This is a genomic window from Roseovarius sp. THAF8, assembly GCF_009363735.1.
In the GTDB taxonomy this organism is placed as follows: Bacteria; Pseudomonadota; Alphaproteobacteria; order Rhodobacterales; family Rhodobacteraceae; genus Roseovarius.
The window spans coordinates 884,444-898,468 of the sequence record NZ_CP045410.1; the positions used below are offsets into that span (position 1 = coordinate 884,444).

Annotated in this window: 14 protein-coding genes; 4 read left to right on the forward strand and 10 right to left on the reverse strand. The window is 64.3% G+C overall.

Annotated elements, in window-relative coordinates:
* The first annotated feature begins 63 nt into the window (after positions 1 to 63).
* Complete coding sequence (locus tag FIU85_RS04330; protein WP_152495986.1) at positions 64 to 300, forward strand: YdcH family protein; 237 nt, start codon at positions 64 to 66, stop codon at positions 298 to 300.
* Between the two features lie 147 nt (positions 301 to 447).
* Here FIU85_RS04330 and FIU85_RS04335 read toward each other — a convergent pair whose 3' ends face one another.
* The 5 genes from FIU85_RS04335 to FIU85_RS04355 form a co-directional block, all read right to left on the reverse strand.
* Complete coding sequence (locus FIU85_RS04335; protein ID WP_254701812.1) at positions 448 to 1,353, reverse strand: DMT family transporter; 906 nt, start codon at positions 1,351 to 1,353, stop codon at positions 448 to 450.
* A 159-nt stretch (positions 1,354 to 1,512) separates the two neighbouring features.
* Positions 1,513 to 2,742: an acyl-CoA dehydrogenase family protein gene (locus FIU85_RS04340; RefSeq protein ID WP_152495987.1), complete on the reverse strand. Its 1,230-nt coding sequence runs from the start codon at positions 2,740 to 2,742 to the stop codon at positions 1,513 to 1,515.
* 183 nt (positions 2,743 to 2,925) lie between these two features.
* Positions 2,926 to 3,375 carry a CAP domain-containing protein gene (locus FIU85_RS04345; protein WP_152495988.1) on the reverse strand — a complete coding sequence of 150 codons (450 nt, stop codon included), beginning with the start codon at positions 3,373 to 3,375 and terminating at the stop codon, positions 2,926 to 2,928.
* Between the two features lie 46 nt (positions 3,376 to 3,421).
* The gene (gene hisN / locus FIU85_RS04350) at positions 3,422 to 4,216 is read right to left on the reverse strand and encodes a histidinol-phosphatase (RefSeq protein ID WP_254703001.1); all 795 of its coding nucleotides are present in this window, start codon (positions 4,214 to 4,216) and stop codon (positions 3,422 to 3,424) included.
* Positions 4,217 to 4,269: 53 nt separating this feature from the next.
* Entirely contained in the window at positions 4,270 to 4,641 is a 372-nt protein-coding gene (locus FIU85_RS04355) for a helix-turn-helix domain-containing protein (protein WP_152491905.1), read from the reverse strand.
* Between the two features lie 305 nt (positions 4,642 to 4,946).
* Here FIU85_RS04355 and FIU85_RS04360 point away from each other — a divergent pair, with 305 nt between their 5' ends.
* Complete coding sequence (locus FIU85_RS04360; protein ID WP_152495990.1) at positions 4,947 to 5,909, forward strand: NADPH:quinone oxidoreductase family protein; 963 nt, start codon at positions 4,947 to 4,949, stop codon at positions 5,907 to 5,909.
* A 10-nt stretch (positions 5,910 to 5,919) separates the two neighbouring features.
* On the opposite strand, the gene FIU85_RS04365 is transcribed toward FIU85_RS04360, so the two are convergent.
* Positions 5,920 to 6,792 carry a LysR family transcriptional regulator gene (locus FIU85_RS04365; RefSeq protein ID WP_152491903.1) on the reverse strand — a complete coding sequence of 291 codons (873 nt, stop codon included), beginning with the start codon at positions 6,790 to 6,792 and terminating at the stop codon, positions 5,920 to 5,922.
* Between the two features lie 125 nt (positions 6,793 to 6,917).
* Between FIU85_RS04365 and FIU85_RS04370 the strand changes: the two genes are divergently transcribed.
* Together FIU85_RS04370 and FIU85_RS04375 are read left to right on the forward strand one after the other, a co-directional pair.
* Positions 6,918 to 7,115 carry a DUF1127 domain-containing protein gene (locus FIU85_RS04370; RefSeq protein WP_152495991.1) on the forward strand — a complete coding sequence of 66 codons (198 nt, stop codon included), beginning with the start codon at positions 6,918 to 6,920 and terminating at the stop codon, positions 7,113 to 7,115.
* Between the two features lie 124 nt (positions 7,116 to 7,239).
* The gene (locus FIU85_RS04375) at positions 7,240 to 7,959 is read left to right on the forward strand and encodes a Bax inhibitor-1/YccA family protein (protein ID WP_152491901.1); all 720 of its coding nucleotides are present in this window, start codon (positions 7,240 to 7,242) and stop codon (positions 7,957 to 7,959) included.
* Positions 7,960 to 8,189: 230 nt separating this feature from the next.
* Here FIU85_RS04375 and rpmG read toward each other — a convergent pair whose 3' ends face one another.
* From rpmG to glyS, 4 genes are all read right to left on the reverse strand, one after another.
* Positions 8,190 to 8,357 (reverse strand): 50S ribosomal protein L33, encoded by a 168-nt coding sequence (gene rpmG, locus FIU85_RS04380; protein WP_050927593.1) that lies wholly within the window; start codon positions 8,355 to 8,357, stop codon positions 8,190 to 8,192.
* A 104-nt stretch (positions 8,358 to 8,461) separates the two neighbouring features.
* Positions 8,462 to 9,070, reverse strand: a complete 609-nt coding sequence (locus FIU85_RS04385) for a cell wall hydrolase (RefSeq protein ID WP_254703002.1) — start codon at positions 9,068 to 9,070, stop codon at positions 8,462 to 8,464.
* Positions 9,071 to 9,238: 168 nt separating this feature from the next.
* The gene (locus FIU85_RS04390) at positions 9,239 to 11,779 is read right to left on the reverse strand and encodes a putative PEP-binding protein (protein ID WP_152491900.1); all 2,541 of its coding nucleotides are present in this window, start codon (positions 11,777 to 11,779) and stop codon (positions 9,239 to 9,241) included.
* An 86-nt stretch (positions 11,780 to 11,865) separates the two neighbouring features.
* Positions 11,866 to 13,986, reverse strand: coding sequence for a glycine--tRNA ligase subunit beta (gene glyS, locus FIU85_RS04395; RefSeq protein ID WP_152495992.1), 2,121 nt, complete (start codon positions 13,984 to 13,986; stop codon positions 11,866 to 11,868).
* Between the last annotated feature and the right edge of the window lie 39 nt (positions 13,987 to 14,025).

The window sequence follows — 14,025 nt, forward strand, 5'->3', positions numbered from 1 at the left end:
GGTGCGCGCCCCGGCGCGCGCCTAACCTCTCCTTCGACACGCGAACACAAAGGAGGACCCCGGATGTCACACACCCCGCACGAACTGCACGACGACTTCCCCGACATGGCCGACCGCATCTCGGCGCTGAAAAGTTCGGACGCGCATTTCGCCCGGCTGATGGAGGAGTACCACACCGTCAACCGGCAGATCCACGCGGCGGAAACCAACGTGACCCCGGTCTCGCCCGCCGCCGAGACGGACATGCGCAAGGAGCGCGCCCGGCTGAAGGACGAACTCTACGCAGTGCTCACGGCCTGACACGCAAATATGGATCGCCCCTTGCCGCGCCGCCCGGTGCGGCAAGGCCGCCCCCCGCGAAAAATCGCACCGACGCGATACCACCCGGATACCGACGTTATACCGACGTGCCGTTTTCGGCGTTCTTGCCAAAATTAACCAAGTAATTCAGAACTTTGTCTGATGCGCCGCCGGGGTCACCGCGCGGCGCTTCAGTACCGCCTCCCGCCAGCTGATGAAACTGACCGATCCCACGATCACCAACCCGCCCAAAATCACCCACGGATCAAAGGGTTCGGCGAAAAAGGTCACCCCCAACAGCACCGCCCACACAAGCTGCAAAAACGTCACCGGCTGCGTCACCGCCAAGGGGGCGGCGCGAAACGCCAGCGTCATGGTGTAATGCCCCCCCGTGGCAAAGGCCGCGACCCCCATCAAAATCGCCAGTTCCCAAAGGGTTGGCGGCACCCAGTTGCTCAGCGCCATGGGCGCCAGCCCGATCGTCACGGTGATCGACAGCATCGCCACCACCAGCCCGGGCGCACAGCGGTCGGACAGCATCTTGGCCAGCAGGTACGACCCGCCGAAGGCCACCGCGGTGAACAACATCGCGAAATGCCCCGGCCCCAGCTCGCGGAACCCCGGGCGCAGGATGATGAACGCGCCGATCAGGGCCACGACGATGGCCATGACCCGCCTCATGGCCAGTCTTTCCCCCAGAAAAAGCGCCGCCCCCAGCGTGACATAGATGGGCGAGAGATAGTTCATCGCCGTCACGTCCGCGAGCGGGATCCGTGCCATGGCAAAGAACCACAGGCCCACCCCGGCGGAATGCGCGAGCCCTCTCGCGGCGAACAGGCCCCAGGTGCCGCGGTCCAGCCGCAGGCGGCTCAGCGTACCCAGCATCGGCAAAAGAAAGATCAGCCCCAGCACGTACCGAAGAAACGCCGCCTCAGTCGCAGGGATTCGCGTGCCCAGAAGCTTCACCATGGCGGTCACACCGACAAACAGCACACCGGTCACGACCATCCAGAAAACACCCCAGCCGGGCCGCGCATTCAACTCTGAACTCATGGCGGCATAAAGCCCGCGGCGCGCCGGGATGTCGAGCGCAAAAGTACGGAATTTTCAGACCCCGTTAACCTCCGCCTGCCAGGATGGCGCCAAGGCACGCCTTGTCGCGGTGGCAAAATTTTTTCGAAAAAATTTTGCGCCCGGCGGCGCGGCAGGCGCTCAGATCTTCTGTTGCGTGTATTTGCGCAATTCCGTCCGCGCCACCTGCCGCCGATGCACCGCGTCCGGCCCGTCGGCCAGCCGCAGCGTGCGCAGATGCGTCCACATCGCCGCCAGCGGCGTGTCTTGGCTGATGCCCTGCGCGCCGAACATCTGGACGGCCTCGTCCACCACCTTCAGCGCCACCTTGGGTGCCACGACCTTGATCTGGCTGATCCAGGGCGCCGCCGCCCGTGCATCGCCCCGGTCCATCATCCACGCGGCCTTCAGGCACAACAGCCGCGCCTGCTCGATCTCCATCCGGGCCTCAGCGATATAATCGAAATTCGCCCCCAGCTGGGCCAGCGGTTTGCCAAAGGCCTCACGCTGCAAGGCGCGGCGGCACATCAGTTCCAGCGCCGCCTCGGCCTGCCCGATGGCGCGCATGCAGTGGTGGATGCGCCCCGGCCCCAACCGGCCTTGCGCAATCTCGAAGCCGCGCCCTTCGCCAAGCAGCATGTTCTCGGCCGGAACCCGCACATCGGTGAAACGGAAATGCATGTGCCCATGCGGCGCATCATCAGCGCCGTAAACCGTCATTGGCCTAAGTTTTTCAATGCCTTGCGTATCCGCAGGCACCACGATCATCGAATGCCGCTGATGCTTTGGCATGTCGTCATCGCCAGTCTTGGCCATCACGATATAGACCGCGCAGCGCGGGTCGCCTGCCCCTGTCGCCCACCATTTCTCGCCGTTCAGAACATAGTCGTCGCCGTCCCGCACGCAGCTCAGCGAGATGTTCGTGGCATCCGAACTCGCCACGTCGGGTTCCGTCATCAGGTAGGCCGAGCGGATGTCTCCCTCCAGCAGCGGCGCCAGCCACCGCGCCTTCATGTCGTCGGTGCCGTATTTCTGGAACACCTCCATGTTGCCGGTGTCCGGCGCGTTGCAGTTGAACACCTCCGCCGCCATCGGCGTCTTGCCGATTTCCTCGGCGAAATAAGCGTACTCGACCGTGCTCAGCCCCACGCCGCCTTCACCATCGGTCAGCCAGAAATTCCACAGGCCCGTCGCCTTGGCCTGGGCCTTCAGCCCTTCCAGGATCTCGGCCTGGCGCTCGGTATAGCTCCAGCGGTCGCCCTTCTCGACCTCCGCGTGGTACGGGGCCTCCATCGGCATGATGTCATCGCGCACCATCGCCCGCACCCGCTCCAGCAGCTCCGCGACATGCGGTCGGATTTCGAAGTTCATGAGGCGCCCTCCCGGTCGTGGCCTGGCCAGGCTCTGGTGATCGCATGTTGCCATGGCAGGGTCCAGTGCCCACCGTCAAATCCCCGCAAAAGCGACACAATCCGGGTGTATCCCTTGTGCCAGGCCGATCGGCCGCCTGCTGTGCCCCGTTGTGTTTTCAGGGCGGTCGTGACGCCTCTTATCTCAGCAGCCGCTGCGCCCCAGCACCATCACCCAGATACGTCCCGGCGCCTCGACCACCGCCATCTCCCGGGCCCGCGGGGCCAGCATGTTCCTGCGATGCCCGGACGATCCGGCCCAACCGTTCAGAACCGCGTCCAGCCCGCGTTGTCCCTTGGCGATGTTCTCGGCAATGAAACAATAGCCGTAGCCCACGCGCCGCGCCCTGTCCCCCACGCTGCTCTTGTCCGATCCGGTATGGCTGAAATACCCCTTTCGGGCCATGTCCGCCGCATGGGTCGAGGCCACGCGGGTCAGCCTGTCGGAAAGGCTCACGGGGGAAAGTCCGCGCGCGGCGCGAAAGCTGTTGACCCAGTCCCGCGCGGCGGCGCTCCGATCGGTCGCGTCCTGGGCCACGGCCAGTTGGCATGTCAAGGCGACGATGACCGCAAGAAGGCAGATCCGGACAGGCATGAGCCGACCCTATCCGCTGCAGCCGGATCACGCCAGACGCCAGCCCTCAGAGATGGCGCGCAAGGATCTCCAGGGCCGCCTCGTGCTGTTGCCGTCCCGCGGCCGCGACGGCGCGCCCGCCCCCGTGTGCCGGCCCGCCGCTCCAGTCCGTGACGATGCCGCCAGCGGCCTCGATCACCGCGATCGGCGCCTGGATGTCGTACGCGTTGAGCCCGGCCTCGATCACCAGGTCCACCTGCCCGCAGGCGACGAGCGCATAGGCATAGCAATCGAGCCCGTAGCGGGTCAGCTGCGCCTGGCGGGCCACGTCCCGAAATGCCGCGCCCTCGGCCTCGGTGCCGACCTCGGGAAAGGTGGTGAAGACGGTCGATTGCGACAGCGGCGCCTCCCCCCTTGTCTTCAACGCCCGCACGCCGTGCGGTCCGCGCATCCCGGCGCGGCCGAAGCCGCCCTCGAACCGCTCCCCGATGTAAGGCTGGTCGATCAGGCCATAGACCGGGCCGCCCTGATCGGCGACGGCGATCAGAACACCCCATGTCGGCGCCCCGGCCACGAAGGCGCGCGTGCCGTCAATCGGGTCCAGAACCCAGGTCAGGCCGCTCGTGCCCGGGGTTTCGCCCATTTCCTCGCCAAGGATCGCGTCGTCTGGGCGGCGCTCGGCCAACACCTCGCGCATCGCGGCTTCCGCGGCCCTGTCGGCGGCGGTGACCGGGTCGAATCCCGCCAACGCCTTGTTTTCCACGTCAATCGCCCCGACGCGAAACCACGGCAGGATGGCGGCGCGCGCCGCATCAGCAAGCGCGTGCGCCGTGTTAACAATTTCAGAGTCGTTCCGGGTCATTTTATCCCCACCTTTTAAATTCATGGCGGGGATAAACGGCTTCTAGGACCGGCTCAAGCGACGTCGCTGAGAACCCGTGCCAGATCGAACAGGCGACGGCGCTGGTTTTCCGGGATCGCGTAATAGGACCGGATCAGATCAAGCGCTTCCTTGTCGCCCAGCAAATCCGCCGGGATCATGTCGCTCTCGTTTCTTGCGTCGCCATCGTGGTCGATACCGTCAAAGAAAAAGCTGACCTCCACGTCAAGGGCATCCGCGATGTCCCAAAGGCGAGAGGCGCTGACGCGGTTCGCGCCGGTTTCATATTTCTGAATTTGCTGGAATTTGATGCCGACGCTTTCAGCCAGCTGTTGTTGGGTCATTCCAACCAGCCAGCGGCGATGGCGAATACGTTTTCCGACATGCACGTCTACGGGGTGCGGCATGGGCAGTCCTTTCCTCAGGTGCCAACCCGGTTTGAAGTCATAATTTCCCGGGCGGGCGTTAAAAAAATAATAGGCCGCGCATCCCAGCGACACTGACGAGAAAATAAGTGCTGAGATTCTGTATAGCAAGAAGTATTGCACCCCGAATAAGGGATCGGTCCCTTATACCTACAATCTAAACGGGCATATACTTCTTTTGTATAGGTTGTCCACAACCAGAGCACGCGTTTGACATCGTTTCGGGACTTCGATTATCCGGGCAAGATGCCGGTCCGATCCGACAATTATTGATGAGGAGCATCCAGATGCGCGCGTTCCGGATCGATTCGCACGATACAACCGCAACCCTTCAGGACATCGAGGCGCCCCGGCCCGCCGCCGGGGAGATCGGATTGCAAATCCATGCCTGCGGGCTGAATTTTGCCGATCTGCTGATGCTGAAGGGCGAGTATCAGGACACGCCCGACACGCCGTTCACTCTCGGCATGGAAGTGGCAGGCACGGTAGAGGCGCTGGGGGACGGGGTCGAAGGACCCGCCATCGGCAGCCGCGTTGCCGTTTTCGGCGGTCAGGGAGGCCTGGCGGAACGGGGCTGCTTTCCCGCCGACCGCGCAGTGGTCCTGCCCGATCAGATGAGCTTTACCGACGCGGCGGCGTTTCAGATCGCCTACGGCACCAGCCATGTCGGCCTCGATCACAAGGCCCGTCTGCAACCGGGCGAGACCCTGCTGGTTCTCGGCGCGGCGGGCGGCGTCGGTCTGACCGCGGTCGAGATCGGCAAGCTGATGGGTGCCACCGTCATCGCCTGCGCCCGCGGTGCTGACAAACTGGAGGTTGCCCGCAAGGCCGGGGCCGATCACCTGATCGACGCCGAAACCGAGGATATCCGGGAGGCGTGCCGCGCCCTGGGGGGCGTCGATGTCGTCTACGATCCCGTCGGCGGAGACCAGTTCAAGTCCGCGATGCGCGCCTGCCGTCCCGAGGCCCGCATCCTGACCATTGGCTTTGCCAGTGGTGAGGTGCCGAAAATTCCGGCCAACCACCTGTTGGTCAAGAATATCTCGGTTCTGGGGCTCTACTGGGGCGGCTACCTCGCCTTCCGGCCGCAGGTCGTCACCGACAGCCTGGCGCAGCTGTTCGCCTGGTATGCCGACGGCCGGCTGAAACCGCATGTCAGCCACATCCTGCCGCTCCAGAAGGCGCAGGAGGGGCTCGACCTGATGCGCGCGCGCAAATCCACCGGCAAGGTCGTCATCACGACCGGCTGAGACCTCGCGCTCAGGCCTGCCGCAACAGGGTCGGCGTCGCGGCCCGGTATCCCTGCCGCAGCAGATCGGCCATTTCGCGCGTGATCTCGTCGCGATTGGCCGACCCGTACATGTTGATCTGCTGATAGCCCAGCTCCGGCAGCGCCCCTTGCGTGTTGATCGCTTCCTGATGCGGCGGGATGCTGGTCTCCAGCAGCGCCCCGACCGCAAGATCCGCGCTGATCAGCGCCTCCACAGAGCGGTCCTCGTCCGACTCTATCGCCAGTTCCCAGTCGATCCCCGCCGCGTCCAGGATGCGCAGCACCGGCGCCCGGAAGATGCAGAAATTGCAGAACCCCAGCCGCAAGGGCCGTTTTCGCCAAGCCTGGCCACCCAGGGCACCGACCCATTTCAGCGGGATTTTCGTCAATGTCTCTCCGCCCGGCGTCAACGCTTTCTCGGTCGTCAGGATCAGGTCGATCTCGCCTTTCTTCAACGCGTCGTGCAGCCGGACAGTGCTGGACGATTTCAAGACCACATTCACCCTCGGGAAAACGCTGTTGAACGTCTTCAGAACCCGCGGCACGACGGGATAGATGATGTCATGCGGCACCCCCAGGGTCAGCGTGCCCTCGTAAACCTCGTCCGAAAGCCGTCCCACGGCCTCGTCATTCAAATCGACGATGCGCCGCGCATAGGTCAAGAGCTGCTCGCCCGAGGCGGTCAGCGCGATGCGCCGGTTGCTGCGATCCAGCAGTTCGATCCCAAGCAGGTCTTCCAACCGCTTGAGCTGCATCGATACCGCCGACTGCGTCAGATTCAGCACCTGCGCGGCGCGCGTCACACCACCTTGCTCGGCGACTTCCAGAAAGGACCGCAAGGTTGTCATGTCGAGATTACGCATTCATCATGTTCCTTGATGCAATCCAAGCCAAACATTCATTTTTCCTATATGACCCGGCATGCCATTTATATCAACAGTAATAATGATGCGCGCCACGCCATCACTGAAATTGAAAGGACGCACTCATGCTCACCTTGTCATTCCGTCGTCATGCGCCCTACCCGGCTCCTCGCCGCGCCCGCCTGCTGGATGCGCTCGAGATTTATCGCCAGCGCCGTGCCTTGGCGCGTCTCGACGATCACGCGCTTCAGGATATCGGCATCACTTGCCAAGAGGCGATGGCCGAGGCCCGCCGTCCGATCTGGGACATTTCATGTCGCTGACACGTGAACCGACTGTTTCCGCACGATTTCGGTTCGGATTTTCTTGAAAAGAGACGCCGGGCACACGATATTGTCTGCAAACCTCGGCTCGAGGTTTGAATGGGATACTTATTCGGAGGCTTGAATGGCTCAATTCGAAACGATCCGGTCGGCAACTGGTGCGCGTACCGCCGCGATCGACGAAGGCTTGCGCGCCCACATGAACAAGGTCTACGGCACGATGTCGATCGGCATGTTGCTGACCTTTGCGGCCGCTTGGGCCGTGGGCAACAACGCCGCGATGATGGAAACGCTGTTCACCGGCTTCACACGCTATATCGTGATGTTCGCCCCGCTGATCATGGTCTTCGCCTTCGGCGCGGTGATCAACAAGCTGTCGGCGGCTGCGGCACAACTCTTCTTCTACGCCTTCGCCGCGGTGATGGGTGTTTCGATCTCGTACATCTTCGTGGTGTTCACCGATTTCTCGATCGCCCAGGTCTTCCTGGCCACGGCTGCGGCCTTCGCAGGTCTTTCGCTGTGGGGCTACACCACGAAAAAGGACATCTCCGGCTGGGGCAGCTTCCTGATCATGGGTGTGATCGGCCTGATCGTGGCGTCTATCGTCAACATCTTCATCGGGTCCAGCGAAATCATGTTCGCGATCTCGGCCATCGGCGTGCTGATCTTCGCCGGCCTGACCGCCTATGACACGCAGTCGATCAAGAACGAGTACCTGGCCCACGCCCACCACGGCGACAGCGAGTGGCTCGGCAAGGCGGCCATCATGGGCGCCCTGCGGCTCTATCTCGACTTCATCAACATGTTCATGATGCTGTTGAACCTGCTGGGCCAGCGCGAATAACGACAGCGCACCAGGCTGAAACGAACAAGGGGCCGGTCATCAGACCGGCCCTTTTTCGTGGCCCGCCGGCGGCGGGAACACCTGTCCCGGGCCTGACCCGGAACCTCCCGTCGCAGCCCCCGGCTCAGGTCGCCGGCAGTCGCCACGTCTCGGCACGCAGCTTTTGAAAGCCCCAAAGCAAAAGGCCGCGCCCATCGGCACGGCCCTTGAAAACGCTCGGAGGGAAGATCCTACTTGATCTTGCCTTCCTTGTACTCGACGTGCTTGCGCGCGACGGGGTCGTATTTGCGCACCGACATCTTCTCGGTCATGGTGCGGGCGTTCTTCTTCGTCACGTAGAAGTGGCCCGTGCCGGCGGTCGAGTTCAGGCGGATCTTGATTGTGGTCGGCTTCGCCATGGGTATCTCTCCTGCGGCGGGATGTCAGCCACCCCGCGAAATTCGTCATGAAGCCCGCCTTTTAAACGCGCGGGCCTGCATGTCAACCGGATTCTCCGCCCCGCTCAGTTCGAGCTGACGCGCGTCGGCATCCGGTAGAAATGATGCACTCCGATCGTGGTGGTCCGGGCGAAATTGCGCGACCATTTCGGGCGCACGGCCTTGGTGTGGTAATGCGTCGCTCCGGCCGTCAGGTCGCGCCTGGCGCCCTTGACCATCAGATACGCCACCTTGCCGGCCCGTTCGAAGGCACGTTTCTCGCTGATCCGGTCGCTGGCGCCGTCACAGGTGTAGGTGAACTGGCACTGGTACTTGCGGCCCGTGCCCTGGTGCACAACGCCGCAGATCGTGTCGGGGAAGCGGGCGCTGTCGACCCGGTTCATGATGACCTCGGCCACCGCGAACTGACCCTTAACGCTTTCGCCGCGCGCCTCGTGGTACAGCGCTTCGGCCAGACAACGCCACTGCTCGCCGCCCGTCTGGGCCGACTGGGTGGCCAGCCAGTCGCGCGAATACGTCACGTCCACGCCCGGACGCTCCATGTAGCGCGCCACCATATCTTCGGGAATCGAACTCAGCACGCGGTTCTCGTGCGCATATAAACGGTTGATGTCCTGCTCTGCCGCGGCCGCGGTTCCAAGGCACATCATCAAGATCGTCGCGAGGGTTCTCAAGGCTCGCCTCCTTCAAAATAAGACCCTACGGGCCCGTCAAGTCGCGACGAGGTACATAAAAGGGGTATGCGAGTCCAGCCTGCGGCGCTGCAAGGGCGGTATGCAGCGGGATTGCAAGAGCGAAGATCGGCGGAATTATGGCAGATATGGCGAGAACCCGCCCGGGATCTACCCGATCTTGTCCTTCACGGCCAATTGTGCGGCAGCTAGTCGCGCCACCGGAACCCGGAACGGAGAACAGGACACATAGTCGAATCCCGCCGTCCGGCAGAAGGCAATCGATTCGGGGTTGCCGCCGTGTTCGCCACAGATCGACAGGGTCAGGTCGGGGGCCACCTCGCGGCCGCGCCGCGCCCCGATCTCCAGCAATTCGCCCACCCCGTCGACGTCCAGCACGTGGAACGGGTCCTCGGGGAACACGCCCTGCTTGACGTAATGCGACATGAACCGCCCCGCGTCATCGCGGCTGAGGCCATAGGTCATCTGCGTCAGGTCGTTGGTGCCGAAACTCAGGAACGCCACATGCGGCGCAATCTCGGCGGCGCGCAACGCGGCGCGCGGGGTCTCGACCATCACGCCCAGCCGATAGGTGAAGTCGCGGCCCGTCTCGCGGCGCACGGCATCGGCAACGTTGTCGACATTCTCGCGCACCAGTTCGACCTCGCGCATCGCCGACACCAGCGGGATCATGATCTCGGGCACGACCGGATCGCCTTCCTTGCTGGCGGCGACCGTCGCCTCGAAGATCGCCCGCGCCTGCATCTCGTAGATCTCCGGCACCGCGATGCCCAGCCGCACACCGCGCATCCCCAGCATGGGGTTGTATTCTCCCAGCGATTCCACCCGCTCGGTCACATCCGCCACCGGCAGGTCCAGCGCGTCGGCCAGCTCGCGAATGCCCTCGCGGTCGGCGGGCAGATATTCATGCAGCGGCGGGTCGAACAGCCGGATGCAGACCGGCATTCCCGACATGATCCGGAAAAGGTCGATGAAATCCGCCCGCTGCATCGGCAACAGCACCTCCAGCGCCGAGGCGCGGTCCTCGCTGGTGTCGGCAAAGATCATCTCGCGCATCGCCACCAGGCGGCTGGGTTCCACGAACATGTGCTCGGTCCGGCACAGCCCGATCCCCTGCGCCTTGAAGGTCAGCGCCAGTTCGGCGTCGGCCTGAGTGTCGGCATTGGCCCGCACCTCGATGTCGCGCACCTCGTCGGCCCAGCTCATCAGCGTCTTGAACGTTTCGTCCCGCGCGGCCTCCAGCAAGCGCGGCTCGCCGGCCAGAACCTCGCCGCTGGTGCCGTCGATGGTGATCTGATCCCCGGCCATCAGGCTGCGGCCGTCGGGAAAGACCAGCCGCTTGCGCTTGATCTGAAAGGTAATCGCAGAGGCGCCCACGACACAGGGCTTGCCGATGCCCCGCCCGATCACGGCGGCATGGCTGGTGATCCCGCCCCGCTCGGTCAGCACACCGGCGGCGGCGTGCATCCCGCGAATGTCCTCGGGGCTGGTCTCTCGCCGCACCAGGATCGCCGCCTCGCCGCGCGACTCCGCCGCCTGGGCGTCTTCGGCGCTGAAGACGATCTTTCCCGCGGCTGCGCCGGGGCTGGCGGCGATGCCGCGCGCCAGGACGTCGCGCTTGACCTCGGGGTCGATCTGCCGGTGCAGAAGTTCATTCAGCGCCCGCGGCTCGATCCGCATAAGCGCCTCCTCGCGTGTGATGATCCCCTCCTCGGCCAGCGCCACGGCGATGGCCACGGCAGCGCGGGCGTTGCGCGACACGCGCACCCCGTCCAGCAGGTAGACCTCGCCGTTCTCGATCGTGAATTCGGCCTGCATTTCCTCGCGCAGCTTCTCGCGCATCAGCTTGGTGCATTGCTTCAGCCGCGCGAACGCCTCCGGTGCCAGCTCCTCCAGCGACGGACCGCGCGGATCCTTCTGCAGGTACAGCGCCTCGTTGCTGGCCTTCAGCGCCTCGCGCCCCTGGCTCTGGCTCAGGTAGCGGCCGGTGCAGCGCCGGTCGCCCGTCGCGCTGTCGACCAGCTGCATCACGCCCGAGCCGCATTCGCCCTCGCCCAGGCCAAGCGCCATTTCCTGCACCACAAGGCCAAGGCCCGCATCGGCCGGCGCGCCCTTGGCCTGCCGCAAGAGCCGTGCCGTGGTGCCCTGCCACGCCCGCGCCATGGATCGCAGCACGCCCAGCAACTGCACTTTCGCATCCTGCGGGAACTCTTCCTCGACTTCCTCTTCGTAGGCGACCAGCGCCTGGCCCACCGCCTTGACCGGATCATCGTCCAGCTCGTCGAACATGTCCGGGTCGGCGCGGGCCACGTGCACCGCGTAGGCCTGCACGAACCGCAGGTATAGCGTCGCTGCCGCCGGCTTGCCGATCCGGTCCGACAAGTCGACGAACCGCGCATCGTTCATCCCGATGTTCAGAACCGCCCCCGGCCCGCCCCAGTCGGGGTCCTCGGACGACGGGCGCACGCACAGCACCGGCAGTTCGTCGAACGGGTCCAGCAAGGAGGCCATGTCCGGCACCTCGCCGTCCGCGATGCCCCTCACCGCGTCGAAGGACAGCGCGACCGTGCGCGGGACCGGCAAGTCCAGCCGCACGAGGCGTTGCAGGCACTTGGCCCGCCCGCCATGCGTCGGGATCGCGATGGGCGCGTCGGGAGTGATCGGCGTGATATGTTCAGGGCCCTGCTGCACTGCGGCAATTCCTTTTCTGGCCCGCAGAATACGCAAGCCGAATTTTTAGGCAAGGCCTGTCGGGTCCACCGCTGCGGTTTGCCCCACTATCCTTCCAACCGCCGCAAATCAGCCGCCTGCAGACAGATCTGGCGGATGGAATGCAGCATGTTCAAACGGTTGCGCCGCAGGATCGCATTCTCGGAATTGATCTGCACCGCCTCGAAGAACGCGTCGATCGGTGCGCGCAGCGCGGCCATGGCGCCCATGGCTCGGGCGAAATCCTCGTCCTTCCCGGCCGAGGCGATGGTTTTCTCCGCATCCTGCAACGCCGCGAAAAGCGCCTTTTCGGTCGCGTCCTCGGCAAACTTGGGATCGGCGCCAAAGGAGTACTCGACCCCGTCCTTCTCCTCGGCCTGCGTCAGGATGTTGTTCGCCCTCTTGAACCCCTGCACCAGGTTCTCGCCATCCTCGGTCTGCAGCACATCCTGCAAGGCCCGCGCCCGCTTTACCAGCAGAGCCAGATCGTCATTGCCCTCCATCGCGATACAGGCGTCGATCACGTCATGACGGATGCCCTGATCGCGCAGATAGACCTTCAGGCGGTCATGGAAGAAATCCATCAAACTCACGATTGAAACGCGATCATCAAGTTCCTTTAGTTCGACGTCTTTCCTATCTGGGCTGGCCTCTTCTTTGGCACGTCTCATGGCTTGATCGAAGAAATGTAGCATGCTCGTTGAGATGCCGTTCTCCAAGACCAACCGGATCACCCCCAACGCCGCCCGCCGCAGCGCGAAAGGATCCTTAGACCCCGTCGGCTTCTCATCAATCGCCCAGAACCCCGCCAGCGTATCCAGCTTGTCCGCCAGCGCCACGGTCACCGAGACCGGGTGCGAGGGCACCGTATCAGACGGCCCAAGCGGTGCGTAATGCTCCTCGCAGGCCGCTGCCACATCCTCGGGCAAGCCGGCCTCGGCGGCGTAATACCGCCCCATGATCCCCTGCAATTCGGGGAACTCGTAGACCATTTCCGAACTCAGATCGGCCTTGGCCACTTTCGCCGCCTGTTCCGCAAGGTCGGGATCAGCCCCCACCACCGGCGCGATTTCCCGCGCCAGCGCAGCAATCCGCGCTATCCTCTCCGCCTGGCTGCCCAGCTTGTTGTGGAAGGTCACGTTTTTCAGGCTGTCCAGCCACGGCCCCATGCCCTCTTTCGCGATGCGCAGATCGTTCTCCCAGAAGAACTTGGCATCCGCCAGCCGCGCAGCCAGCACCTTCTGGTTGCCCGCCAGGATCGTCGCGCCCTCGTCGGCGGTTTCGCGGTTCGCCACCGTCACGAACTGCTCGATCCGGCCCGTCTTCGGGTTGCGCACCGAAAAGAACTTCTGGTGCTCCTTCATCGACGATTGCAGCACCTCGGGCGGCAGGTCCAGGAACTCGGCCCCGATCCCGCCCATCAGCGGCACGGGCCATTCCACCAGCCCCGCGACCTCCTGCAACAACCCATTGTCCTCGACCACCTCAAGGCCACGGGCAAAGGCCAGGTTCGTGGCCTCCTGCCAGATATGACCGGCACGTTCCTCCGGGTTCAGCACGACCTTGGCGCGCTTCAGCTTCGCCGCGTAATTCTCGAAGGACGTGACGGAAAACCGCCCCGGCGCCATGAACCTGTGCCCTTCAGTGCTGTCGCCCGCCTTGATGCCGTCCACGTCCAGCGGCACGACCTGCGCCTCGCCCGCGTCGTCGGTCAGGATGCACAGGATCGAATGCAAGGGCCGCACCCAGCGCAGGCTGCCCGCGCCCCAGCGCATCGACTTGGGCCACGGGAAGTTGCGGATCGTGTCGTCCAGAACTTCGGCCACGATTTCCGCCGCCGGACGGCCCGGCTTGGTGATGGTCGCGAAATAGACCTGGCCCTTTTTCTCGTCGCGCACTTCAAGCGCGTCGCGCGTCACGCCGGCACCACGCAGAAACCCCTCGATCGCCTTTTCCGGCGCATCGACGCGCGGCCCCTTGCGCTCTTCGCGCAAGGTCGGGCTCTCGGACAGCAGCCCTTCCAGCGCCAGCGTCAGCCGCCGCGGCGTGGCAAAGGCCGCGGCCCCCGCATAGGTCAGGCCGGCCTCGACCAGCCCGTCGGTCATCCGCTTTTTCAGGTCCTCACAAGCCCTTGCCTGCATTCGGGCCGGGATTTCCTCGGAGAAGAGTTCGATCAGAAGGTCGGGCATGATGTCACCGGAACGTCTTGGGTCAACGTCCCGGTGCTT

Bases quoted from the DNA above. Each gene is read 5' to 3' on its own strand.
- FIU85_RS04330 (WP_152495986.1), top strand. From the start codon at position 64: ATGTCACACACCCCGCACGAACTGCACGACGACTTCCCCGACATGGCC.
- FIU85_RS04335 (WP_254701812.1), bottom strand. From the start codon at position 1,353: ATGAGTTCAGAGTTGAATGCGCGGCCCGGCTGGGGTGTTTTCTGGATG.
- FIU85_RS04340 (WP_152495987.1), bottom strand. From the start codon at position 2,742: ATGAACTTCGAAATCCGACCGCATGTCGCGGAGCTGCTGGAGCGGGTG.
- FIU85_RS04345 (WP_152495988.1), bottom strand. From the start codon at position 3,375: ATGCCTGTCCGGATCTGCCTTCTTGCGGTCATCGTCGCCTTGACATGC.
- hisN (WP_254703001.1), bottom strand. From the start codon at position 4,216: ATGACCCGGAACGACTCTGAAATTGTTAACACGGCGCACGCGCTTGCT.
- FIU85_RS04355 (WP_152491905.1), bottom strand. From the start codon at position 4,641: ATGCCGCACCCCGTAGACGTGCATGTCGGAAAACGTATTCGCCATCGC.
- FIU85_RS04360 (WP_152495990.1), top strand. From the start codon at position 4,947: ATGCGCGCGTTCCGGATCGATTCGCACGATACAACCGCAACCCTTCAG.
- FIU85_RS04365 (WP_152491903.1), bottom strand. From the start codon at position 6,792: ATGCGTAATCTCGACATGACAACCTTGCGGTCCTTTCTGGAAGTCGCC.
- FIU85_RS04370 (WP_152495991.1), top strand. From the start codon at position 6,918: ATGCTCACCTTGTCATTCCGTCGTCATGCGCCCTACCCGGCTCCTCGC.
- FIU85_RS04375 (WP_152491901.1), top strand. From the start codon at position 7,240: ATGGCTCAATTCGAAACGATCCGGTCGGCAACTGGTGCGCGTACCGCC.
- rpmG (WP_050927593.1), bottom strand. From the start codon at position 8,357: ATGGCGAAGCCGACCACAATCAAGATCCGCCTGAACTCGACCGCCGGC.
- glyS (WP_152495992.1), bottom strand. From the start codon at position 13,986: ATGCCCGACCTTCTGATCGAACTCTTCTCCGAGGAAATCCCGGCCCGA.